Origin of the sequence: Streptomyces sp. NBC_01381 (assembly GCF_026340305.1) — a bacterium.
In the GTDB taxonomy this organism is placed as follows: domain Bacteria; phylum Actinomycetota; class Actinomycetes; order Streptomycetales; family Streptomycetaceae; genus Streptomyces.
In genome coordinates this window covers 21,624-43,844 of sequence record NZ_JAPEPI010000006.1, presented here as the reverse complement: position 1 = coordinate 43,844, position 22,221 = coordinate 21,624, and the positions used below count along the sequence as shown (strand labels likewise).

Genomic DNA, 22,221 nt, shown 5'->3' with positions numbered 1-22,221 from the left:
CATCTCCTTCTAGGCGGCCTTGGTGTATCCGGCGTCGCGGAAGAACCGCAGTTCCGGGGAGGTCGACTCATCGGAGTCGACGATCGCCTGGTAGAGCGGCTGGTAGCGGGTCTCGATGTTGGCGATGAGTGCCTTGCAGGCGTCTGCGGCCCTCACGGCTCGCTTGTGCAGCTCCTCCGCCTTGCCCGCCTGGATCGTGGCCCTCTCCACGAGCTTCTCCAGGTGGCCGATGAGCTTCTCGCCGCCCTTGACGCCCTTCGCGTCCTCTACGAGCTGCTGGATCTCCTTGGCCTGCTCTTCGGCGGCGGCCTGGAGCGCCTTGGTGGCTTCGGCGACCTGCTGCATGGCCGCGGACTTCGCCTCCAGACGCCGCTGGAAGCCCTTGTACGTACGGACTTCCTTGCGCTCGAGGCTCTTGCCGTTGCCCAGGGTCAGCTTCGACGCGTCGATCTTCTTGACCTCAAGGGGCGTTGCTACGGCCGCTTTGCCCATGCCCTGCTCCTCCTTCTCGTTCTCCGCCTGGTCCTGCTGCCACGTCGCGTGCGCCTGGTCCAGGCGCTGCTCGTCCTTCTTGCGGACCTCCTCCTGGTCGCCCCAGCCGTCCTTCACGCCGCGCCCGTATGCCTTGATGTGGCCGTAGACCCTGTTCGCGCGGACACCGTCGCCGTGACCCGTCTCGCGGGACTTCTGGGTGTCGTAGGGCTTACCGTCGGCGCCCGTCAGCGGCTGCTTGCCGTTCCTGCCGTCGTCCTTGCCGGCCGAGCCGGGTCCCGATCCACCGCTGGAGCCCTTCGAGCCGGCCGCGCCGTTCTTGCCTGAGCTGCCCTTCCTCGCCGGGCCGCCGCCCGGGGAGGACCCGCTGGCGCCGCTCTTCCCGGAGCCGGTGTCCTTTTCCTTCGTACTCTTGCCGCCCCCGGACGAACCGGAGCCGTCCTTCCCCTTCGACGCGCCGGGGGAGTGTCCGTTCTTTCCGCCCCCGGATCCGTCGATGCGTCCGTCCCCTTTGGAACTCTTCGGGGACTTGCCGCCACCGTTCTTGGGCCCATCCTTTCCGGGGTTTCCTTTGCCACCTCCTCCGCTTCCTACCGGACTCGCTCCGGAACCGGAACCTGAGCGCCCTGAAGGGCCCTGGCGGGAATCCGTTCGGGAATTCTTGGGCCCCTTTTCCGTCCCGCCCGTGGGGGATTTACTCCCCATGGACTTTCCGTTCGGGGCTGCCGATCCGCCGCCACTTCCGCCCCTGGATGGGAGTCCTCCGGAACTGCTTATCGTGACCGTCTTGGCCGTCTTGGTCTGGTTCGCCTGGGCCTGCGCTTTCTGCAAGTCCAAGCGCTTGTTCTCGGTGCCGCCGCCTTTAGCCCAGCGCTTCACTCCGGCCAGGCAGAGCTCCTTCCAGACACTCTGCTTGTACCGCGATCCGGCGGCCTGGGTGCTCTCCTCACCGCCCTCGTCCGGTGCGTGGTAGGCGGCACTGGTGACGCCGGGCGGGGCGCTGTGGGTGTCACTGTCTCCGCCCCCGTCGGTGCTCGCGGCACTTCCCTGGTCGGGCACGGGCCGGGCGACCTCTTCGGCGGCGAGCGCCTGCGCGATCAGTCCCCGTACGGGCCCGCCGGGGAGGTTGCTGTCGGGTGGGTCGTTCGGGCCTGGTTCGGCCGCAGGGACCGTGTCGGTCGCCATCGCACTCCTCACTCTCTGGAGTTCCTACTTACTTACCTCCCGCCCCAAAACCGCAGGCAGCCCCTCGCATGGGAGTGCTGATCCGGGGTTCTCGAGCCGGGAAGTAAGTAGGAAGTAACTACGCTGCGTTGCCCTTGCGGCCGCGGATGACGAAGTACCCGACGAGCGCCGCGCCAGCGCCGAAGCCGATCAGGGTGCCCTGGTTCAGCTCTACGCCGTCCCCGGCGCCGGCGTCCTTGGCTGATCCGGCTGCCGCCATGTCGGAGCCGTCCTCCGAGGTCGGGTACTGGGCTTGGCAGTCATCCACGATGTCCCTCTGGGAAGGCGCACCGTAGCCCTTGCCGACCTTGCTGGCGTTGCTCTTCACGCACGCGTCGACGGACGCCTGGCGGGTCCTCTGCGCGGTCGTCTGGTCCTTTCGGTCGATCGCGTCCGCACGGTTCAATTCCTTGAGCCGCTCCAGCTCCAGGCGGTCTTTCTGCAGCGCAATCTCCTGAGTTTTTGCCTCCTGCGCGGCCTGATCGGCTGCATTCGACTGGAACCAGGTGATCCCGACGCCGGAAAGGATGGCCGCGCTAATAGCGATTCCCGCCTTCCCGCGTGGCGTCAGGCCCGTCTTGGGTGTTGCCTGCGGGGAACCGTATGGCCCGTGCCCGGCGCTTTCCTGAGGGGTGCTCATTCCATTTCCCTTGATAATTTCGATGAACTGCTGATCGTCGTTGGATGGCACCTTCACTCTCCGTTCTCAAGAGCCATTCGAGCAGCCGCCGTGAGCAGTCCTTCGACCTTTTGGAGGGTTTGTTCCGGCAGGTCATTCCAGGCGTGAAATGCCATGGTGACGCCGTGATTTGCCAGTTCCTTCTGCATGTACTGGACGGCTCTTTCGCGATCGTGCCCGGTGACGTGGCCGGTGCGCTCGAGCATCGACTGGGCGCCGCGCACGCACATGCGCCCGGTCACCGTGATGTCCAGGGACTGGGCCCACCCGAGGGCCTTCAGCACGTCCCTGACCTGGAGCAGATGGACTGAGGGCGGCTGGGCTACCGGCCCCTGCCACCAGCCCCAACTGGTCAGCACATTCCGCACGCTCACCGGGATCAGACGGTGAGATCGGGGAGGAACGACCTGCGGAACGGCGATGCCGTGGATGTCGCTGCGTTCCTGGGCGAGCGCGGCGGCGATGAAGCGGCGCATCGCGGGCGTGGGCGGCGCATCGGGTCCGTCGAGGTGGAGTGGTGCGGTACTCGGAGGCGCCGCTGTGCGCGTCGGCGACATGGGGGTTCTTTCCTTTCGTAGCCGGGGCGGGTGTTTCGGCCGGGGTGAGCGGCCTGCCGGCCGTGGCCGTCACCGGTCCGCGCTCACGCTCGAGCGCAGGCCGGTGGCGGCCAAGGGCAGCAGGGGATGAGCGTCAGGCGCTCGCCGGGGCGCTCGGGCTCGGAGCTTCGACCTGAGCGCGCAGTCGCTGGGCGGTCGGGCGGGAGACTGGTTCGTCGGACAGGCCCGCTTCGGTGAGCGCGTCGATGATCTCCTTCGCCTCCGGTCGGCGTCCGAGCTCGGTGTAGAGGAGCCGGATGCGCGCGTGGCGGCGCTCGGTGAGCGCCTCACTCTCGCTGCGCGTACGAGCACTCTCCGCTCGGTGAGCGTCTGCGTCCTCAGTGGCGCGCTCACCCTCGTGAGCGCCGGAGGTGAGCGCCGGGCGCTCATGCTCACCGCGAACGTTTCCGGAGGTGAGCGTGCTCACGCCGGAGTGAGCGTGCTCGGGTTCTGCCTCGCGCTCGATGGCGTGAGCGTCCTGGGGGGTGAGCGTGTCGGCGAGCGCGGCGGGCGCCTCTCCGAGCTTGAGCGCCATCCGCTGCTCCAGCGGAGCCTTGCTCCGCCACCGCCGCCCGTACTTCTCCTTGAGCTGCGCTCGCAGGTAGGTCTGCTCCTGGAGGCGGGTGAGCGCCTCGCCGTAGGAGGTGATCTCCCAAAGGATCATCCGGCGGCGGAGGCGAGCGGTGGGGATCGGGGCGAGCAGCCAGCGGCTGCGGCGTACGGTCTCCATCCGCTTCTTGCCGGTGACCGCGCCGATCCGCGTGGCGTACACGTGGGAGGCGATCTCCGAGAAGATCACCCACAGCAGGGTGAGGGCGGCGTGCCCGAGGCGGCCCGCGGTGGAGTCCGAGGCGTTCCAGTTCAGGTAGACGGTCACCGCGGTGAGAGCCCGGGGCACCCACCGGATCCAGCGCAGCTCCATGCCCATGCGGATCAGGACCAGGCTGGCGCCGGTGAAGGCCGGGACCGCGACGTCGATCCCGACGGGCAGCAGCCACGGCCACTCCCAGCCCCACCCGGCCGCCTTGGTCTCCAGCGCGGTGTAGGAGGAGAGCAGGCCGAGGGTGGAGACGGTCGCGGCGGCCAGCACGATCGCGACCACGCCCGCCAGTTCCTGCCCTGACAGCGGCGGCACCACGCCGGCGGGCCGGGCGTCGTTGCGTGCCTTGCGGCGGGCGGCACGCGACTCGGCCCGGATCTCCCGGCGCCGGGCCCGCCGCACGGTGCGCTGCGTCGCCGCCTCCAGGATCCGTTCGCCCTCAGCTCGGGCCTGGGCGGCGGCGTCCTGGTCGGCCGTGGCCTGTGTCGCCGCTCCCCGGGCCGCCTCCGCATCCTGTTCGGCCCGTTCGCGCAGCCGGGCGACATCCTTGTCGACGGTGGCCCGCAGCTCCTCAGCGGTAGACCGGGCGTCGGCCAGAGCGCGGTCGGCGTCCCACCGAAGGCCGGCGGCCACCTTCTCGGCCCCGGCCCGCACCTGCGCGGCCTGGTCGTCCGCGCTCTCGCGCATCCGGTCGGCCTCGCCCCGCGCCCGCTCCAGGAGCTGTTCAGCATCGGTGGTGGCGCGGGTGCGGGTCTCGGCCGCGGTGCGCTCCGCGTCGGCGAGGGTCTTCGCGGCGGCCTGCGCGGCCTCGGTCCGGACCTCATCGGCCTGCACGGCCGCCGTGGTGGTGGCCTCTTCCGCCTGGCGGCGGGCGTCGGCGAGCAGCTGCTCCGCCCTCGCTTCGGCGTCGGCACGGACTTGGTCAGCGTCGGCGGCCGCGGTGGTCGCGGCATCCGTGCGGACCTGGTCGGCGTCGGCCCTTGCCGCGGCGAGAGCACGGGCCTGCTCGGTCATGGCCGCTTCGGTGATCGAGGCGGCCACGGTGCGGGCGCCGTCCACGAGTTGGGCGGCGCGGGTCTCGCCATCGACAAGGAGGCGGGCGGCGGAATCGGCGGCCTGGTCCCGGACGTCGGCGGCGCGGTCGGCGGCGTCGGCCAGGACCGGGTCGGCCTCCGGGACCACCAGCGGCGCGGTGTCCTCGAGGGTCTGGGAGGGGATGGAGGCCGGCGGCGTCGACGCCTTGGCCCGCCCGGCGCTGCGGGGCTTCGCGGCCGGCGCAGCCTTGCGCCTGCGGCGGGTGGCGGTCTTGGGGGCCACGGGGGAGTCCTCTCGTGCAATCCGGCGCCTCCGTGTAAGAGGTCACCGCGGGTCGGCGTCGGTCGGTAGGGTCGTGACCAGGCCCTCCGAGGCCCCGGCAGCTCTAATGCCGAGGACTCGGAGGGCCGTCTGTTGGGAGTGGTCGGTCAACGCCGGGCGGGCGGCGTGCTGTTGATCTGCCCGAGGTACTGGCGCAGCCAGGCGACGGCGGCCGGGGCCATTGCCCCAGGGGGTCGGTCTCGCGCAGCGGCGCGGTGTCGATGTCGTGCATCGCGTCCGCCGCCGGGAGCAGCCGCGTGTAGTCGGGGTCGATCCCGGCGACGCAGCGGTTGCCGCTCAGCCCAGCCGCCCGTGCGACGGGCGACCGGCCTGGTGGAACAGCGTGGTGTGGGTGAGGGAGTTGCCTGCTGCTCCCGTCCGGCGGAAGGTCAGGCGGCGTTCGCGGTGGTACGCCTGCGGGCGGCGCGCCGCTTCATGTTCCTGCGCTCGTCCTCGGAGAGGCCGCCCCAGACGCCCTCGTCCTGTCCGGACTCCAGGGCCCACTGCAGGCACTGTTCGATGACCGGGCAGCGGCGGCACACCGCCTTGGCCTCCTCGATCTGCATCACGGCCGGGCCGGTGGAGCCGATCGGGAAGAACAGCTCGGGGTCCTCTTCGCGGCAGACCGCGTTGTGACGCCAGTCCATGACATGTCCCTTCGAATGCGGTGTGCTGGGCTTGGTGGAGGTGGGGCGGGCTCGTAGTGATCTCCGGCCCTCAGAGGCGGACCGACCTGTGCGGCCGCGCCGTTGAGGGCTGACCTTCCACGTGCCCGCCCCGTGTGCGTGACGGCAGACAGCGCTACGTGCCGGGGGTGCGGAGGTGGCAGCAGATCTGCTTGCCGATGGGGGAGCGCCTGATCGTCCAGCCAGGGGCAAGGACGTCCAGGAGGACCAGGCCCCGGCCGGACTCGGCCTCGGCGTCGTCCGGCGCCGCAGATCGGCGGGGAAGAACGGCGGGGGCGGGGTCATGGACGTGGACGGCGACGCCGGTCCAGGTGGTGTGCACGTCCACCACGAGCGGCACGTGCTCGCCGCAGGCCTGGACCGCGTTGGCGTACAGCTCCGTGATCACGAGCTGGACGTCGTCGATGGCCTCCGGGGCGACCCCGTAGGCCTCCAGCACGGTGGCGCTCTGCCTGCGCAGCGCCCGAAGGTTGTCCCGGGACGCCGTCACGTACGCGACGAACCCCTGACTGCGGTGGCGCAGATACAAGCCAGCGACCGGTGCCGGGAGTTCGGGCCGCAGCTCACACATGGCTCCGGTTCCTGAGACCGTCGCCGTGCTCACCGCACTCCTCCGCTGCCACTCTGGCCCTGGCGGACCCGGCGCAGCGCCTCGTCCATGTCCGGGTCGCTGTCCACGCTCAGCGGGACTGGCATGATGTGGGTGTAGTTCACAGTCGGTTCCTCTCTGAGTGATCGGCCGACAACGGCCCTGGGGTGCATCCCAGGGCCGTCGTCGTTGAGTCAGCTGGTGTTTCCGGTGTCGCCGCCGCCCTCTGGGCGGGCGACGACGGGCAGGCGGGCGGCGGTTAGATCAGCCGCCGCTCGGCCTGCCATTCCCTGTACTGGTTCTGCAGCTCGACAAACCGCTCGTGAAGCGGCGTCCCCGTCTGACACAGCTGGTCGTCGTGGCAGTTCGCGCACTCCGAGGTGTGTTCTTCGGAGGCCTGCCAGGCCTCCATGTAGTCGAGGAACAGCTGGTTCTCTGCCACGTACTCGGTTCCTTTCTGCTCGCCGGGTCGTGCGTTCTCCGCCGTGACCGGGCCGATTTCGGGCCGGTCACGACTGGGCAGCGCACGGCTGCGACGTATGAGTTGATGAGGCGCGGCGGAGCCGGGCCTGTTGCCCTGTGCGGGCTGCAAGGTGCGTGCGTGAGGTGAGTTGAGCCGGGCCTAGACGACTGATCCCGTGACGCATCACGGGGCGCGGCGGCGCGGACAAGGACTTACAGGCCCACCGACGTGGGCAATGCGACCTAGCCAGGGACCTACCTGGGGGTCTGCCGGAGGGAGCTCCGGCTTCAGTCCTTGCATCAACTGTGGAGTTCTCAAGGCGCAGGCGAATCCGCGCAGATCCCACTACCGCGACGTGCACGGCGAGGGCTGTCTGAATTGCGGCCGACGGGTGTTGCAAGTTCCCCCAACTTCGTGTCTGAAGTGGGCACAGGCATGAACTTAGCCCCTGAGATCCACCTCGTCAACGACTTCAGACACGAAGTTGAATCACCTGATGGGCGCCCAAAGTATGGGTATCCACGGGTGCATGCAGGTCATCGCGCGCTTCGCCCACTAACTTCAGACTCGAAGTCCACTGAGTTAAGTCGGGGTGCCGTTACTTCAGACTCGAAGTTCGGCTAATCTGCGGACCATGCCGCCGAAGCCAAAAGAAGCGCCAAGGGTCCGCGAGATCGCGGCCGACCTGCTGGCCCAGATCACCTCGGGAGAGCTGTCGCCAGGCGAAAAGCTCCCGAGCACCGCCGAGCTGGCGGCACAGCACGAGGTCTCGGACAAAACGATCTTCCGCGTCATCGCCCTGCTCAAGGCGACGGGGCACGTCAACAGCCGCCAGGGGAAGGGGACTTTCGTCCGGAAGGTCCAGCCGCTCGAATGGCACTTGCACACCTTCGAGAGCGGGCAGCGCCGTGACGATCCCGCACTGGGACGCGACGACTGGAAGGCGGCCGTGGCTGAGCAAGGTCGTGTCGCCACCCAGGACACACCGCGCGTCTCCGTTGTGCCGGCGCCGGCGGACGTGGCCCAGTGGCTGCGCGTCAAACCAGGGACACACGTGGTCGTCCGGCGGCGCGTGCGGCGAGTCGACGGCGAGGCCTATCAGCTCGCCGACAGCTGGTTCCCGGCGAAGATCGCCCTCGATACCCCGCTCATGTTCGAGGAAGACGTCACGATGCCTGGCGGGATCCTGGCCAGCACCGGGAACCCGCAGAAGAGCTGGCGGGACGAGTTCATGGCATGGCCCCCGATCACGGCCGAGGAAGCCGAGCGACTGGAACTGCCGCCAGATATCGGTACGCCCATCGTCCGGCACGCCCGGATCGGCTTCGGCGCCGACGGCGAGCCCGTGCGCGTGATGGTCACCGTCGCCCCAGGTCACCTGAACAAGTTCGTCTACGAGGGCGAGGCCTAGATGCCGTCCGCTCTGACCGTACGTGTCGCCACGACAGCCGACGAGGGGGCCTTGATGCGCCTTCGAACCGAGGCAGAGGAGTGGCTGGCGGCCGCGGGTATCGACCAGTGGCGCGCCCCGGGATTCCGCGAACGGGCCTTGGCCAAGTGGCACGCTGACATCGAGGCGGGCCGTACGTGGGTGGCCGTCGACAACACCGACGAGGTGCTCGCGACCGTGACACTCGCCCCTGCGGACCGCGACTTCTGGACTGACGACGACATCCCGGAGTCGGCTCTGTACGTGGCCAAGCTCATCACCGCGCGATCGACCGGAGGCAAGCATCTCGGTGGCCGGCTGCTCGACTGGGTCGGCTCAGTTGCCCGCGAACAGGGCTTGTCCTGGGTGCGTCTCGACTGCTGGCGCGCCAACACGCAGCTGCAGAAGTACTACTTCGCCGAGGGGTTCACCCACGTCCGCACCGAGGCGCCGGAGCACCGACTTTCCGGGTGGATGGCTCAGCGCCCGGCCTCCGTTGTGATGCATCCCAGCGACCGGCTGCAAACGCTGCGGCGTTAACCACGCAGGGAGTTATGACGTTGTGACAGGCGTGGCACGCCGCTGGTCAGCGTGGTGGTAACCGGCACGGCGAACGGTAGTGCCAGCGCCGTACGTGCTGTGTCGAACGTGTCGCGGTTCGACCAGGGGCCAGGCGGAGGAGAACTTCAAGGGCCGACACACCATCAACTTGCGTACAGAGCAGCCTCACCAGTTGTAGTGTCTGTGTAGCTTCTAGAGTGATCTTGGGAGGAGAATCGAGTGAAGCAGCACGACATTGGCGCTTCTGTCGACTCACTGCTTGCCCGCTCCGCGTCCTTGCCCTCTCCGGCTGAGCGTGCGCGCCTTCGCCGGGCAGGGGGCTTCACTCAGGCCGAGTTCGCCGAAGCGCTCGGCGTCCACCGCGTACAGGTGGCCCGTTGGGAATCCGGGCGGGCCGAGCCGAGGCCGCCTCACAAGCAGGAATACGCCCGGCTTCTGCAGGGCCTCGCCGCGAAGCACCCCGCACCTGAACCCGACCCAGTCGCCGGCTAGAGAGCGAAGACCATGACCAGCCCACCGTAAAAACGCGGAGCGGCCTCCGTCGCCACAACGGAGACCGCTCCCTAGCGATCGACTCGGCCTCATCAAAGCCATCGAGTCGTGAGCAGCGAGGTGACCTCGACTGCCGGGTGATGCCCGTGGACCCTAGGGTCCGCGTGGTCACCTACCCACAGGATAAGCGCGACAGCCCGAGATTCCAGAGCACGGGCCCTTTTGTCCGCTATCTGACTGGTCGCAATGCTGATCACGGCTCCCCGATCAGGGGAGATCCACCAATGCACCACTTCCGTCGCCGCCCCGTCGCGGCCGCGGACCTGCCCACCCTGCACGGCGTGGGCAGAGATTCTTCCGCTCGTTCTGTCACATCCGCGGCTCATCGCGTCCCCTTCCCGGGCATGCGCAAGTTCTTGATCACCTCCCGTGCGGCAGTCTGCTTCGGGCCGCTCCTGGCCCTGTTGCCGCCGCTGCGGATTGCGGACCCGGCGGCAGCTCTCTTGAGCGTCGCGCAGGACCTCGCCTTTGCGAGGGCGGACCGATGACCGGCTACGCCCCGAAGCAGTACGGCCCCGAAGTCCGCCGTGGTGGCGGCTTGCCGTTTGGGCAGATCGTTTCGCAGTGGATGTGCGATCCGCGGTACAGCACGAACCTGCGAACGCTGTACGGGATTTTGGTGACGTACGCCGACACCGGGGCGCGGGACACCAGGCAGGGCAAGCCGTACCGCCGGGAGCTCGCCGCGCAGCTCGGCGTGTCGGAGAAGACGCTCGACCGCACCGTTCTGGAAGGCCTGTGTGCCGGTCTCTGGACGGTTACCGAGCGCAAGAAGCGGGGGTCGAAGAAGGTCAACGACGCGAACATCTACTTCCTGAACGATGCCGAGTTCTGGCGTGGCCAGTGGTCTGACCCGTTGAAGCCGGGCGAGGCGGCGGCAGACGTGGCCAAGGCCGTGGTGGAGCAGCGCGTGGAGGCCAAGCGGCGCGCTGGGGTCGAGCCGAAGGGCGGGCGGAAGAAGGAGGGGGTGGCGTCACCGGTGACGCCACCTTCCGACGAGGGGGGTGGCGTCATGGGTGACGCCAGGGGTGGGGTCACCCATGACGGGACGGTGGCGTCACCGGTGACGCCCAATATCTATAACCCTGTCCAGAGCCCTTCTCCAGATCCCGCGACCTCCGTCCCTCCGTCCATGTCTGAAGCTGGAGAAGACGATTCAGAGATCGGTTCGGACACGGACGGAGGGACGGACGGGGGCGGCAGCAACATCGAGGACCAGGAGCCGGGGCCCGCATCGGCCGGTGGATCTGGGACAGCGACGGCTGACGCCGTGCTGAAAGACAGCAGCAACGAAGAGGGCTGTGCCTCGCCAGGCGTTGTCGTCGTGCGGGTCGAGATGACGCCCGGGGTGGAGGTACTGCGGGCGATCGCGGCAGAGGCTCCCGAGTGGACGATCACCCATGCGCAGTCCCTGCGGGATCAGGGCCTGGTCGTCTCCGGAATGCTGGAAGAGGGGTTCACCCCTCAGGAGATCCGGCACGCCCTGCTGTCGCGATCGCTGCCGCAGCCGCTGCACACCACGGTCGCTGCGGTCGTCGGGCGGCGACTGCGCGACCTGATGGCCGCGGGTCCCACCGCAGGAGTACGGCCGATCCCCGCTCAGCAACGGCCCGTCGGGCAGTTCCTCCAGCCGACCCTGGAGGAGCGGGAGATCTGGACCCCACCGCCCGTGGATGTGCACTCCGTGCATGACACGCACCCTCCCTGCGCCGGCGAGGATGGGTTCTGCCCTCGTCTCGCCCTGCCGGGCCAGGACTTGTGCGGGGTCTGCCTCGGTGGCGAGCAGTCGGTGTGCGCGGACGGATGCGGCCGTGGGGTGATCGCGCCCGGCACGCTGTGCCTGGTGTGCCGGGAGACGTCATCGGACGGGGAGAACTGCCCCGGATATGGCGGGAAGCCGTGCGGTCGGCCAATTCAGACCGAGGGCTTGTGCGGACGGTGCAAGGTCTTGGCAGAGGAAGCCAAGCGCACCGCCGAAGCTGAATGGGAGCAGACCCTCACGGCCGCAGCTGCCGCGACTGCCGTAGATCAGCAGATCCCCTCTACGGCCTTCTGATCAAGGCCTGAGTGCCGATCTCCGCCATTGGGTACCCGCCTTTACCCAGGGGAGAGATCGGCGCCCAGGAGGGCGCATGGGCGACCAGCTCCCTCGTTAGAGGGATGGTTGACCGCATGGCCCTCGTGCACCGCATTGGTCGTCTCACATGCGCAAGAATCCTCCGTGCCCCTGCCGGAGAGCCCTGCAGTTTGGAGGACGTATGGCTGACTCGCACAACTGGGTGGACCTGTGGCGGCGTGCTGCCGAAGCGGACGCCGAGGGCAGCCGGCGCTTGATCGGTGATGTGTGCGGCGGGCTCGAACTGGTCACCGACAGTGGGGGACCGGACGATCCGGACGAAATCATCGCGCTCGCGATTGCCGGGGCCAAGGCCGCTGAAGCCACCACTGCGGGGCTCGGCCTCGAATGGGCGCTCTACACCCCGCAGCAGGCCGCTGTCGTCGCCTCGGCCCTGTATGCGCAGATCGACGCGGCCGGAGCAGCGTTGGAGGAACTGGCCGGATACCTGCATGTCATGGACGCGCGTCACGACGTCGTGCTGCCGGAGTTCAACGACCCTGAGACACCGAACCTCAGCAACGCCGAGATGGCGACGGCATGTGCCGGACAGGAGGCGCGTGCCGCAACGTGCGATGCGGAGACAGCGGTACGCATCCTGGCTGAAACCCCGTACCTGGGGCGACAGCCACAGGACGCGCACGAGACCATCACGGCGGTGGCGGACCTGCTCGGGGAACAAGCAACGCTGATCACCGAGCACCACGTTCACGACGAGGCGGAACTGCGCGAGAACTACGACGACGGCTCCGGTTGTGGCTGCTTGGTCCAGATCACCGACAGCGCTGGATCCCCTTGGGTGTTCCAGCGGGGCGACAACTCCTGGAACCTGTGGAAACACACCGACATTGACGAGAGCAGCATCCTGCGGACCTGGATCGAGCTGGACGCCGGGGATGAGCGGGCCCATCCCGGGCACGTAGTTTCCTTGATCAACCAGGAGATCGCCGCTGCCCCACAGCCGAACACATCCTCGGCGCTGGCGCGTCCCTGATCGCGCAGGACCGGTTGTTTGAGCTCCCGGCCCGACTTCTCAGTGTCCGTAGGAGTTGCGGGCGCGATGACAGATCGCGTTGCGATGAGACTGACCCGATTCCGCTAACTCCCCACCATTCACTAAACACTTCGTTTAGCGTGCGGTGGGTGAACCTACTCCGCTCCCGCGGCACTCTCCGCAACCTCCCCCCTGCCTGCAGCAGTGCCGACATCGCCCGGATGACCGGCCTGTCCAAGGGCCGTATCACCCAACTCCGCTCACCCGGCACGGCTGGTACGGCCACCCCTTTGCCTGTGCCGGATGCCGAGGACAGCACCGAGGAGCGGCCGTTGTGGCGCGGCCGCACGGTGGCCCGCTGGTGCGCGGCATCCGGCCGCCGACTGCCGGTACACGTGGCGTCGTGGCTGCTGCCGGGCCCGGACGGCCCGCACCTCGAGCACAGCGGGCAGCGCACGGTCCAGCTGTGTCAGGAACCCGGCGTGGATGCCGACATGAGGCGGGCGCCGGTCGATGTGCATGTCGCCTCCTACACGCCGCACGGTGGGCCGGGCAGCGGCCCCTCGCTCTGGCTGGCCACGGTGATGGCGCCGGGGGAGAGCGCCCGCCTCCTGGGGTGGCCGCCTGCGTGGCCGTACGGGAGTCCGCTGCAGCACCTGGTGCACGAGCTGCTCGCCGGCCTTGACCCGTACGAGGAGGCGCAGGGTGCGTTGCTGGGCACACTCGTGATCCTGCCGACGGAGGCCGAGCCCAGCTTCAGCAGCTACGCGGGCCTGGTCCGCCTGCTCGACCTTCACCGCTCCGACACGACGGGCGCCGACGAGCTGAAAGACCTCGTGGATCGGATGCGGCAAGTGCCCGCCGGTGCAGACGAGTTCAACGACATCGCCGCCGCGATCGGGCACCGGCTGCCCTGGTGGCCCGCGGGATGTGCGACACCACCGCTGGTCACCGCGTGGCGGCCCGGCATCCAGCTCACCGAGCCCCTCCCGCCGCCGCTGGCCGAGGCCGACGCGTTCCGCCGCCGCTGCGAGGCCAGCGCCGACCGGCTCACCGGCGACCTGGCCGCGTCGGTGCGCGAGCTCGGCGACTCCCGCTGGGGCCAGGCCTCCGACGCCTGGCGACCCGGCGCACTCCCCGACCGCACCGCTCTGCCTGCCGACTGCGACGAGAGCGTCTGGCAAGTCCCGGTCCGGTTCACTCTCGCCCCCGAGCAGCATGCCTACAACGGCGACTTCTGGCAGGGCCTGCGCTGGTTGATGGAGCACGCGCCCTCGCAGCGCCTGGCCCGCGATGCTCACCGGATCTTCGGCGACCCTGACAGCGCCCGCACCGTCGTGATCGACACGGCCCAGCTGCCCGCGTGCGCCGCCCCCCGCCTGACCGAGGCCGTCAAAGCGGCCCCGGCGAGCGGAAGTTACCGCGCCCAGCTGGTCCTGGACGCCCTCGACGCCCACCCGCTCGGTGCCGCGGGAGCGGTCCTGGGCACCTGGCCGGCCTTCGCCGGACCCGGCTGGTGCGCCACCGCGCCCGGCACCAGCCTCGTCGCCCTCCACGTCCCGCGCGCTCTGCCCGCATTCGACACCACCATGGGCGCACCGCTGGAGACCGTGATGCTGCGCACGGTCAAATCCGACGGCCGCTACGGCCCGGCGCCGGTCATCGCGCTCGTCGTCACGGACCAGGACCAGCTCGTGGTCCTGCCCGAATGCGGGGACGCAGCCGACCTCGCCGCTGCGATCGAGCACGTCGTGTGGCACCCCGTCACCCCGGTGCACCTGGTGGGCCTGGCCCCCAGCATGAACGAGGAACTGACCGGCGCGGTGAAGTCCCTGATCGACACGACTACCCGCAGTACACCCTGGGAGCAGCTCACCCGACTCGTCGGCCCACACCCGGAAGACGGGTACTGCATGTACTGCCGTAAACGCAGTTAGGCAGTGCTCAGGAGATCCTTCCGTGGAACGCCGCCCTGCCGCGGGCCCGTTGTCGAGGCGCTGCGGTTGACTGAGTCCGCGCCGCGCGGTGGTCTCCGGGACTTGGCCGCGGCTGCCGCGGGCATCGGCCGCTCGGGGCCGCGCACGCCGGTCTCGCACCCTCTGCCGTAGTTGATGCTCGTCCTACTGCGGTACGTCGCGTAATTCCCCAGACCTAACGTCACGGACGTCCCCGTGGGGAACGCGGAGTTGCTCCGCGACGACCAGGCGGATGGCGTACTTCCCGGGCCGCCCGTCAACCAGCTGATACTTCTCGGCGCCCTTCTCAGGATGCGATTCCGCCGGAGCGGCGGCGACTCGGCGACGAAGCACGCGGCCAGCGTGATCCGCTCGCTCTTGGGGGTGGTCATCGTGGGCTTGCCGTGACGGCAGGATCGGGTGGGCCTGTTGTGGCGATCATGCGACCTTTGATCACTGCGGCCTTGGCCGCGACCGGTGCCCTATTGCTGATGGCTCCCGCTTCGTCAGCGGCGGTTCCGGCAGATGCGAACGTTCACGAGGGCAAGGTGTCCATCTCTGTCCGGGGGAAGAAGCTCCACGTCGCCAGTGCGGGCGGTTCGATGGACGGACACGTCAACGGTACGAAGGGCAGGTTGTACAGCGTCTACAAGGGAAACAGGTACGCGGTCACGCGGTGGAAGATGGCCAAGTTTGCGTCAGCGGGCATGACGAAGTTCGCGTACGTGGACTGGAAGCTCAACAAGCGCTTCTACAACGGCGAGTGGCTCTGCATTGAGTTCAACAAGGCCAACGGCACGCCCTGCGCCAAGATCCACCGCTGACAGCCCTCAGCGACCGAAGTTCTCCCGGCACAAGGCCACGATGGCGGGGTCGGCCACACCGTGCGCCATCTGGCACACGACCTTGCCGTCGTACGTCTGCCGCGGCCGCGCGGGCCGCGGCGCCACCGGCTCGGCACGCCGCTCCCGGCGATGCGCTGCGTGCTGGGGTGGCGCCGGCTCCTGGAGGACGGGGGTGGGGGGACGTGGAGGGACTGGCGCTGGACGCGTGCGGGCGAGGGCGGCGGGCTTCTCACGGGGAGGCGCTGCCTCCTTGGCCTTCTTGAACCTTTTGCCCTCTGGCTTGCCGGTGCCGCTCTTCAGCAACGCGTCATGGACCGCAGGCTGTACGGCCGGAGTGCCGGACTTGAGCGGAGAGAGGGCCTCGCCGCGCGGTTGGCGAGGTGGCAGTCGATCCGGATCGACGTGCGGGCTCACGGAGGTGCACCCGGCGGTACTCAGCAGGGCGAGGGCTACAAGGGTCACGATCCGGCGGCGCACACGGCCCACTCTTCCCCAGCGCGGAGCCCGGAGGCGGGTGCCTTACGGGTGGTCAACCTGACCGAGTGATCACGGGCCGCGCGATGACGACGTAGACCAGACCGGGAGGGGAGGTCTCTCATGCAGCCCGGCGCCGTCGCACGAGGGATCAGGGCCGTGATGGGCGCCCACCTACCTCGCCGTTCGTACACTTGTTCGGGTAGCGTGAGAGGTGGAGGTGAGGGCCGTGAGTGAGCGGAGCAGCGGGGCCGGGGCGGCGAGCGTGATGCATGTCCGGTGTCCGGCGGGGCTCCCGGAGCGGCTCTACCGGCAGGTGCTGGAGCTGCTGAGGGACCTCACGCCGACGGTTCAGGCGATCCCACCGGGCAGCGCCCTGGCCGAACTGCGCGGCGCGTTCCGGTGCCTGGGCGCGGATGCGCGCCGGATCGGTGAGGTCGTCAGGATCCGCGCGCTCGCGCACCTCGGTGTCGACCTCCGGATCGGTGTCGGCCGGTCCTGGGCGGTTGCGGCGACCGCCTCCGGGCAGATCGAGGGGCCGGGCGGGCTGCTCGTCGTCGAGGCGGACCAGACCCGGGAGTTCCTCGCGCCGCTGCCGGTGGGCGCGCTGTACGGGGTGGGCCCGAAGCAGGCGCAGGCGCTCACGGGGTACGGGTTGCACACGGTGGGTGCGCTCGCGGCGGTGCCGGTGGCCACGGTGCAGCGGATCCTCGGCGGCCGCGCCGGACGCCTCGTGGCCGAGCGCGCACGGGGAATCGACCCGCGCCCGGTCACACCCAAGGATCTGCCCGCGTCCGCTGTGGTCCGCCGTCGCTTTGAACGGCACGAGCTCGATGGCGGCCGGGTGCGCGCTGCGCTCCTGGACCTCGTCGTGCAGCTCGGCGCGACGGTGCGCGGCCGCGAGCAGGCGGCACGCGCGCTCACCCTGCAGTTGAAGTTCGCGGGCGGGGCGAGCTGGGAGCGCTCGCGCCGTCTGCCGGAAGCCACTGCCCATGACCTGGACCTCAGGACGATGGCGTACCGCCTCATGGACGCGGCCGGGCTCGAGCGCGCCAGGCTGATCGGAATGGCTCTTCGCGCCGAAGACCTTGTTGACGCGAAGAGAGCCGCGGTGCAGATCACTTTCGACAGGACCCGCGAGTCGCGGCTGCTCGCCGAGGGCGCCATCGACCACGCCAACTCGCGTTTCGGCGCGGGCGCGGTGGTTCCCGCGGCCACCCTGCTCGGCAAGGCCTCGTAGGAGGACGGGATGCGCCCCGAAGAGCTGTTGCCACACGCCCCCTACATCGCGGCGGTCGACCGTGAGCTCGCCGCGCGCGGTATCCCGCCTGGGCGATTGTGGACCTACGGCGCCGCCTACCCGGGCCAGCACGCGACCAGACCAGCGCAGCAGCGGCTGTGCGCACTGCTGGAGTGGGACCGCAGCCGCTGCACGGGCCTGGGAGTGACCTGGCACTGGGGCGACGACACCGGATGGCGCTCCGCTCGCACCGGCCGCGGAGGCCGGCGACTCGCCGACACCACCCGGCCGCTGGGACCACCGCTCTATGCCGATCCGGTGGCGCTCGCCGACGTCGCCCAGGCCCTCGTGCGCGGGCAGCGCCCGGTGCCGTGTGACCAGGTGGGGGAGTGGAGCGGGGCGGCGCAGGTCAGGCGGGCAGTGGTGGCCTTCCGGGGTGCGCCGCCAGCCGGTGCCTGACCGGGGCACCGGCCCGTCAGCCGACACCATTGTCAGACGTACGGACTAATCTCGACGACGTGACCGACGACTCCCACACCCTCGAATTTGATCCGTTCGACTTTCCCGCTGACCTGATCGCCCTGCAGCTGCGCGCCGCGACGCTCTACGCCGAGCTGCACGTTTTCCAGGCGACCCTCCCGTGGTCGCGGGTACCGCACGAGGGATGGGAGGCCACCGGTCAGGGAGGCGGCCTTCGCGGCTACGAGTCATCACGGCCCAAGACCGATGGATGGACCGCGGAACAAGGCGCGAAGTACGACAAGCTCTTTGACGACCTGCGCGAGGCCGCCGCCGACGTGCAGGCACACCCCCACTGGCAGCGCTGCACCAGCGACGTCGCCGTCCGAGCGCGCATGGCACTCAAGCACGCCGAGGGCGCAGCACCTGCCGTCCCCGAGACTGAGGGGCTGACGCAGGCCGCCTAGTCACACCGCGCCCCCGTCCGGCCGGTCGTAGGTCCCTGACCGCGCCAGAAGACGACGGCTGATCAGGCGACCTCCTCCCCGCTCCGTCCCGGCGGTGGAAGGGGTTGGTCATGTCCTGGACGCTGCCCGACCCCATGCTCGCCGCCGCCGTGCACGACCCCGCTCTGCCGCCCGATTGGGCGGCAGAGCCGAAATGGGACGGCTACCGGGCTCTGCTCGCCCGCTACGCGGATGGCCGCGTGGTGCTGCGCTCACGCCGCGGCACCGACATGACGGCCGCCTTCCCCGAGATCGCCTCGGCAGCCGCCGCTCTGCCCGGCGACACCGCGCTCGACGGCGAACTGGTGGTGTGGGAGAACGACCGGCTCGCCTTCGAGCGCCTGCAGGGCCGGCTGAACCGCACCGCGGCCGCGGCCGCCAACATCGCCGCCGTGGCGCCGGCCCACTTCGTGGCCTTCGATCTCCTGCGCCAGGGCGAGGACCTCACGCGCAAGCCCTACGCGTCGCGCCGGGCGGCCCTCGAACGGCTCTTCACCGACTACGAGCTGGGACCGCCATGGACCCTGTGCCCCTCGACCACCGACCCCCGGCAGGCCGCCGAGTGGCTCACCTGGAGCGCGGTGGGAATGGAAGGGCTGGTCTTCAAGCGGCTCGCCGAGCCGTATCTGCCCGGCCGGCGGGGCTGGCGGAAGTACCGGTCGCGGCAGAGCACCGAAGCGGTGATCGGCGCCGTCAGCGGTAGCCTCGCCGCCCCTGCCACGGTGCTGCTCGGGCGTCTGGACCGCGCGGGCCAGCTGCAGTTCGCCGGCCGCACCACTGTCCTTCCCCGCCCCCTCGCGCAGACGCTGGCCGGCCAGCTGACGCCCGCACGCCACGGGCATCCCTGGACGGGATGGTCCTTTTCCGCGGGATGGGGCACCAACAAGAAGCTGACGGTGCAGCTGGTCGACCCACTCCTGGTCGCCGAGATCGCCGCCGATGTCTCCCTGGACACCGTGGGGCGCTGGCGACACCCCGTACGCCTACTGCGCATTCGAGACGACCTCACCCCCGCCGAGGTGCCGCAGTACGGCACGGATGCCTAGGACACGGGCTGGCTGCGGGCACTGTTCCTCGCCGCCGGCTATCTCGCCGACGCCCTGCACTCGGCCACTGGCGGCGGCAATGATGTAGTGAACATGGATAACGTCGAGCGGTCGCCGTCACTCCTCCTCGTCGCCCGCCTCCTCGTCGTCCGTCATCTTCTCGTCGAGCCCTCGCAGCAACGAGTGCATGTTCAGCAGCGCTGGAACCAGGTACTCCTCACGAATCGAGGTGGACGATGCTGTGTGACAGATCGCGTGCCTGTTGTGCTTGCCATCCACAGTGGCGCTTGGTGCGAAGGTCTCCGACAACGGCCGGATGACGAGGTGCGCACGAAGTTCAAAGATGCCGACGCGCCTTGATGGCAACGGCACGGTGGTGATGATGGCGGTCAGTGTTGTTCCAGGTCCGAGCTGCTGGATGGGGCCGCCGCGCGGACCACGGACTTCCTTGAACTCATCGTGGTACCAGGCAAGCGCCTTGGTTTCCATCGCCGTGTAGCAGACATTGGTGGCTAGGGACAGACCCGCCTCCCACAGGCCAGCCCGTGCTGCGTCGACCGCGCGCAGCCCCAAACCGGCGAGGTCCTCGAGCTCCTCCTGCCTCACCTGGCGCAGCCCGTCGGCCACCTCGTCGAACAAGTCCTCACGCTGCTCGTGCAGGTAGGCGTATCGACTCTCCCGGTCGGGCTGAGAGAGCAGGGCCCGCAGATGCCGCTTGCTCGGCGCCCAGATGAGGCCGATGCCGTCCTCGGTCACCATGTCGATGAGCTGCGTCCACTCGGTCTCACTGAAACCTTGCAGGTTCGGCGGAAGGAGGATGTCTGCAAGTTTCTCGGCAAGCCCCGGCAGCTGCGGCGACAGCGGCCACACCATGTTCCGGAAAGGGTTCGGCAGCACATCATTGATGTCGAACCGTACGGTCGGCGCAAACCCCTCGAAGAAACAGTCGATGCCCGCAGCCTCGATGATGCTGCGACGCAAGGTGTCAGCGATTCCCGTGATACTCCTGTTCAATCCGAACGGGTCGAACCCCAGGGACGTGGTCAGGCTCGGAGTGAGGTCTACGTAGTAGGGCTTCATGAACGTATCCCGCACCCACGGGACGTCGACCGGCCTGATCACCAGGTTGCTGACATGGGACCTGAGCACAGCCTCTCGCTGTTGCGTGAGCCGGCCGAGAGCGTCTTGGATCCCTGAACTCTTAATGATCTTGCTGGACATTGCCTCATATGCCGGTGCCTTCATGACGTCAGCGGCGATCGAACGTCCCATCAAGTCGTATGCAGTCAGCACATGCGGTTTCTTCCGCTTCTTCTCGCCCATGCATCCATGATTCCGGATAGCACCGACACCCCGCGCGACGTTAATGCCACGCGCCCTGCACAGTGCGTCCTCCCTGATCGCTATCTGCGGACTAGTACGGCCTGGCCTGCGCGGCCGACTGAGCTCTGTACTTAGCGAACGGTGCCAACTCGCGTGCTCGGTCGCAGCCTCTCGCCTGGCCGGTGGGAAAAGATCTTGATGGGCGCGGGACGAAGCTCCAGTGGGCGAGCGGTACAGCCTGATCAGCGCATTCCGTCGGTTCCCCACTCCTCCTGCCTGGCGGCGGACACCAAGCCGATGCCTGCCGACGCTGACCCGTGCGCCGGGCACTGAAGACCGCGTGAGCGTATGAGAGGTCAGTCTTCCCCTGGGATTTCCTCGCCGTGCAGCCGGATATCAAGGTCGCCGGCCCAGGCCAAGGCCCACGCGCGCAGGGCATCTACCCGGGCGGGTTCCAGGCCGTAGTCGGCGAAGTCCTCGTCGTCCCACCATTCGGCGCCGACGAGGCGGTCGCGCAGCTCGTGCAGGCTGAATTCGTAGCGGGCGTGGCGGCGGCCGAGCGTTTCGAGGTCGGCGGTGGTGCGCAGCCGGGAGGCGGCGTGGACGTCGATGAGGTCGCGGACCGCGCCCCGATCGGCGAGTGCGCGGACCTTGGTGCCGATCACATCGTCGAGGGCGAGGACCGGTCCGAGCTCGGTCGTGGTCGGCGAGGACCAGAAAGCTTCCTTAAGGATGTCGACCTCGCACTCCTCGCCCGTATGCGGGTCGGCGGCGATGAGCCGACCGGAGAGTGGGCTGGTCTCGATCTGGCGGACATGCCAGCCGCGCCGGGCGAGGCCGTCGCTGACCGTGCGCGTGATCTCGTCCATAGGAGAGGGGTTCTCGGTGGCCACGTCCAGGTCCTGGCTGAGGCGGTCGACCAGGCCATGGGCCTGGACCGCGTAACCGCCGGTGATGACCAGGGGATAGGGCGTACCGATGGCCAGGACGTCGGCCAGGAGCCGGCGGTGCAGGTCGCTCAGATTCACGCGGCCGTGGTCCTGGCGGTGGCCAGTTCAGGGAAGGCCGCTTCCCAGGTGTGGCGGAGCGGGCGGCTGATCAATGTCCGCAGCGTGGGCCACTGAGCGGTCAGTAGGTCCCGGTTCAGGAGGTTGATCAGGTCCTGGTGCTGTCCTTCGGCCAGGACGGTGCGGTACAGACCCATCCGCGACCGGGGCTGATCCAGCGTGTACGAGCGCCGGCCCGACCAGGCCACATGCAGAGGCAACTCGACCGAGCCGCGGCTGGGGCCCGTCAGGTCCGCCAAGCTGGCCGGTAGACGCCTCGCGTACTGCTCGCACAGCACCTCGAAGGCGTCTGGCACCGGAAACGATGAGGACGGAACAGCCATGCCCCCAGTATCACCTGCGGGGCCTTTGGCGGTCACCATCACGCCTCAGCTTCGCGTGCGCCAGCTGGGGGGCAGTTCATCGAGTGGGAAGATGGCCCACTCCCAGTTTCGAGCGGGCGTGAGCCGTGCCGTCACTGCACGGCCACGCCCTTCCTGTTCTGCTTGGCTGCGCGCCTGCTCGAGGGCTTGGACCAGGCCGAGCGCGAAGTGTTCTGGCAGCGGCGGCTCATCGATGACTCCGATGGCATGAGCCACAACCAGACTCGAGTCGAGCGCTTGGCGGTCGACGCGGACGCCGTGGGTGCGTTCGCTCTGCTCGATGTGGAGCACCGATTCGGCACGCACCAACTCCAGGCCGTTGTATCGATCTGGGGCCACGTAGATCCAAACGTCCACCACTCTGTGCTCCTCTTCCGTGTCTCGGCT

The 22,221-nt window shown here is 69.0% G+C and carries 22 protein-coding genes; 11 read left to right on the top strand and 11 right to left on the bottom strand.

What is annotated here, in order from left to right; translation table 11 throughout:
* Positions 1-9: 9 nt before the first annotated feature.
* The 7 genes from OG453_RS44570 to OG453_RS44540 all read right to left on the bottom strand — a co-directional run bounded on the left by OG453_RS44570 (position 10) and on the right by OG453_RS44540 (position 6,884).
* Positions 10-1,677 carry a hypothetical protein gene (locus OG453_RS44570; RefSeq protein ID WP_266874554.1) on the bottom strand — a complete coding sequence of 556 codons (1,668 nt, stop codon included), beginning with the start codon at positions 1,675-1,677 and terminating at the stop codon, positions 10-12.
* A 118-nt stretch (positions 1,678-1,795) separates the two neighbouring features.
* The gene (locus tag OG453_RS44565) at positions 1,796-2,407 is read right to left on the bottom strand and encodes a hypothetical protein (RefSeq protein ID WP_266874553.1); all 612 of its coding nucleotides are present in this window, start codon (positions 2,405-2,407) and stop codon (positions 1,796-1,798) included.
* A 2-nt stretch (positions 2,408-2,409) separates the two neighbouring features.
* On the bottom strand, positions 2,410-2,871 hold the full coding sequence (locus OG453_RS44560; protein WP_266874552.1) for a hypothetical protein: 462 nt from the start codon (positions 2,869-2,871) through the stop codon (positions 2,410-2,412).
* A 214-nt stretch (positions 2,872-3,085) separates the two neighbouring features.
* Complete coding sequence (locus tag OG453_RS44555) at positions 3,086-5,128, bottom strand: DUF2637 domain-containing protein (RefSeq protein ID WP_266874551.1); 2,043 nt, start codon at positions 5,126-5,128, stop codon at positions 3,086-3,088.
* 428 nt (positions 5,129-5,556) lie between these two features.
* Positions 5,557-5,814 carry a WhiB family transcriptional regulator gene (locus tag OG453_RS44550; protein ID WP_266874550.1) on the bottom strand — a complete coding sequence of 86 codons (258 nt, stop codon included), beginning with the start codon at positions 5,812-5,814 and terminating at the stop codon, positions 5,557-5,559.
* Between the two features lie 154 nt (positions 5,815-5,968).
* Entirely contained in the window at positions 5,969-6,457 is a 489-nt protein-coding gene (locus OG453_RS44545; RefSeq protein WP_266874549.1) for an ATP-binding protein, read from the bottom strand.
* 244 nt (positions 6,458-6,701) lie between these two features.
* The gene (locus OG453_RS44540) at positions 6,702-6,884 is read right to left on the bottom strand and encodes a hypothetical protein (RefSeq protein WP_266874548.1); all 183 of its coding nucleotides are present in this window, start codon (positions 6,882-6,884) and stop codon (positions 6,702-6,704) included.
* 655 nt (positions 6,885-7,539) lie between these two features.
* Between OG453_RS44540 and OG453_RS44535 the strand changes: the two genes are divergently transcribed.
* The 11 genes from OG453_RS44535 to OG453_RS44490 all read left to right on the top strand — a co-directional run bounded on the left by OG453_RS44535 (position 7,540) and on the right by OG453_RS44490 (position 19,082).
* The gene (locus OG453_RS44535) at positions 7,540-8,316 is read left to right on the top strand and encodes a GntR family transcriptional regulator (protein WP_266874547.1); all 777 of its coding nucleotides are present in this window, start codon (positions 7,540-7,542) and stop codon (positions 8,314-8,316) included.
* Between the two features lie 54 nt (positions 8,317-8,370).
* Positions 8,371-8,874 carry a GNAT family N-acetyltransferase gene (locus OG453_RS44530; protein ID WP_266874546.1) on the top strand — a complete coding sequence of 168 codons (504 nt, stop codon included), beginning with the start codon at positions 8,371-8,373 and terminating at the stop codon, positions 8,872-8,874.
* A 240-nt stretch (positions 8,875-9,114) separates the two neighbouring features.
* On the top strand, positions 9,115-9,387 hold the full coding sequence (locus tag OG453_RS45475) for a helix-turn-helix domain-containing protein (RefSeq protein ID WP_353962316.1): 273 nt from the start codon (positions 9,115-9,117) through the stop codon (positions 9,385-9,387).
* Positions 9,388-9,931: 544 nt separating this feature from the next.
* Positions 9,932-11,503, top strand: a complete 1,572-nt coding sequence (locus OG453_RS44525) for a hypothetical protein (RefSeq protein WP_266874545.1) — start codon at positions 9,932-9,934, stop codon at positions 11,501-11,503.
* A gap of 202 nt (positions 11,504-11,705) precedes the next feature.
* Positions 11,706-12,557 (top strand): hypothetical protein, encoded by an 852-nt coding sequence (locus OG453_RS44520; RefSeq protein ID WP_266874544.1) that lies wholly within the window; start codon positions 11,706-11,708, stop codon positions 12,555-12,557.
* A gap of 149 nt (positions 12,558-12,706) precedes the next feature.
* On the top strand, positions 12,707-14,494 hold the full coding sequence (locus tag OG453_RS44515; protein ID WP_266874543.1) for a hypothetical protein: 1,788 nt from the start codon (positions 12,707-12,709) through the stop codon (positions 14,492-14,494).
* Positions 14,495-15,060: 566 nt separating this feature from the next.
* Complete coding sequence (locus OG453_RS44510) at positions 15,061-15,336, top strand: hypothetical protein (RefSeq protein WP_266874542.1); 276 nt, start codon at positions 15,061-15,063, stop codon at positions 15,334-15,336.
* Between the two features lie 724 nt (positions 15,337-16,060).
* A complete protein-coding gene (locus tag OG453_RS44505) occupies positions 16,061-17,071 on the top strand; it encodes a hypothetical protein (RefSeq protein ID WP_323178758.1) in 1,011 nt (336 codons plus the stop codon).
* 9 nt (positions 17,072-17,080) lie between these two features.
* Positions 17,081-17,530 carry a hypothetical protein gene (locus OG453_RS44500; RefSeq protein ID WP_266874541.1) on the top strand — a complete coding sequence of 150 codons (450 nt, stop codon included), beginning with the start codon at positions 17,081-17,083 and terminating at the stop codon, positions 17,528-17,530.
* Positions 17,531-17,589: 59 nt separating this feature from the next.
* Positions 17,590-17,997: a hypothetical protein gene (locus OG453_RS44495; protein ID WP_266874540.1), complete on the top strand. Its 408-nt coding sequence runs from the start codon at positions 17,590-17,592 to the stop codon at positions 17,995-17,997.
* 110 nt (positions 17,998-18,107) lie between these two features.
* Positions 18,108-19,082 (top strand): ATP-dependent DNA ligase, encoded by a 975-nt coding sequence (locus OG453_RS44490; RefSeq protein WP_266874539.1) that lies wholly within the window; start codon positions 18,108-18,110, stop codon positions 19,080-19,082.
* A 117-nt stretch (positions 19,083-19,199) separates the two neighbouring features.
* Here the strand turns inward: OG453_RS44490 and OG453_RS44485 are convergent, their stop codons facing one another.
* The 4 genes from OG453_RS44485 to OG453_RS44470 all read right to left on the bottom strand — a co-directional run bounded on the left by OG453_RS44485 (position 19,200) and on the right by OG453_RS44470 (position 22,191).
* A complete protein-coding gene (locus OG453_RS44485) occupies positions 19,200-20,405 on the bottom strand; it encodes a hypothetical protein (protein ID WP_266874538.1) in 1,206 nt (401 codons plus the stop codon).
* Positions 20,406-20,761: 356 nt separating this feature from the next.
* On the bottom strand, positions 20,762-21,433 hold the full coding sequence (locus OG453_RS44480) for a nucleotidyl transferase AbiEii/AbiGii toxin family protein (RefSeq protein ID WP_266874537.1): 672 nt from the start codon (positions 21,431-21,433) through the stop codon (positions 20,762-20,764).
* Positions 21,430-21,795: a hypothetical protein gene (locus OG453_RS44475; protein WP_266874535.1), complete on the bottom strand. Its 366-nt coding sequence runs from the start codon at positions 21,793-21,795 to the stop codon at positions 21,430-21,432. The genes OG453_RS44480 and OG453_RS44475 overlap by 4 nt, the downstream gene beginning before the upstream one ends.
* Before the next feature lie 45 nt (positions 21,796-21,840).
* The gene (locus OG453_RS44470) at positions 21,841-22,191 is read right to left on the bottom strand and encodes a hypothetical protein (protein WP_266874534.1); all 351 of its coding nucleotides are present in this window, start codon (positions 22,189-22,191) and stop codon (positions 21,841-21,843) included.
* Between the last annotated feature and the right edge of the window lie 30 nt (positions 22,192-22,221).

Bases quoted from the DNA above. Each gene is read 5' to 3' on its own strand.
- OG453_RS44570 (WP_266874554.1), bottom strand. From the start codon at position 1,677: ATGGCGACCGACACGGTCCCTGCGGCCGAACCAGGCCCGAACGACCCA.
- OG453_RS44560 (WP_266874552.1), bottom strand. From the start codon at position 2,871: ATGCGCCGCTTCATCGCCGCCGCGCTCGCCCAGGAACGCAGCGACATC.
- OG453_RS44550 (WP_266874550.1), bottom strand. From the start codon at position 5,814: ATGGACTGGCGTCACAACGCGGTCTGCCGCGAAGAGGACCCCGAGCTG.
- OG453_RS44535 (WP_266874547.1), top strand. From the start codon at position 7,540: ATGCCGCCGAAGCCAAAAGAAGCGCCAAGGGTCCGCGAGATCGCGGCC.
- OG453_RS44530 (WP_266874546.1), top strand. From the start codon at position 8,371: ATGCGCCTTCGAACCGAGGCAGAGGAGTGGCTGGCGGCCGCGGGTATC.
- OG453_RS44525 (WP_266874545.1), top strand. From the start codon at position 9,932: ATGACCGGCTACGCCCCGAAGCAGTACGGCCCCGAAGTCCGCCGTGGT.
- OG453_RS44520 (WP_266874544.1), top strand. From the start codon at position 11,706: ATGGCTGACTCGCACAACTGGGTGGACCTGTGGCGGCGTGCTGCCGAA.
- OG453_RS44500 (WP_266874541.1), top strand. From the start codon at position 17,081: ATGCGCCCCGAAGAGCTGTTGCCACACGCCCCCTACATCGCGGCGGTC.
- OG453_RS44490 (WP_266874539.1), top strand. From the start codon at position 18,108: ATGTCCTGGACGCTGCCCGACCCCATGCTCGCCGCCGCCGTGCACGAC.
- OG453_RS44485 (WP_266874538.1), bottom strand. From the start codon at position 20,405: ATGGGCGAGAAGAAGCGGAAGAAACCGCATGTGCTGACTGCATACGAC.
- OG453_RS44475 (WP_266874535.1), bottom strand. From the start codon at position 21,795: ATGGCTGTTCCGTCCTCATCGTTTCCGGTGCCAGACGCCTTCGAGGTG.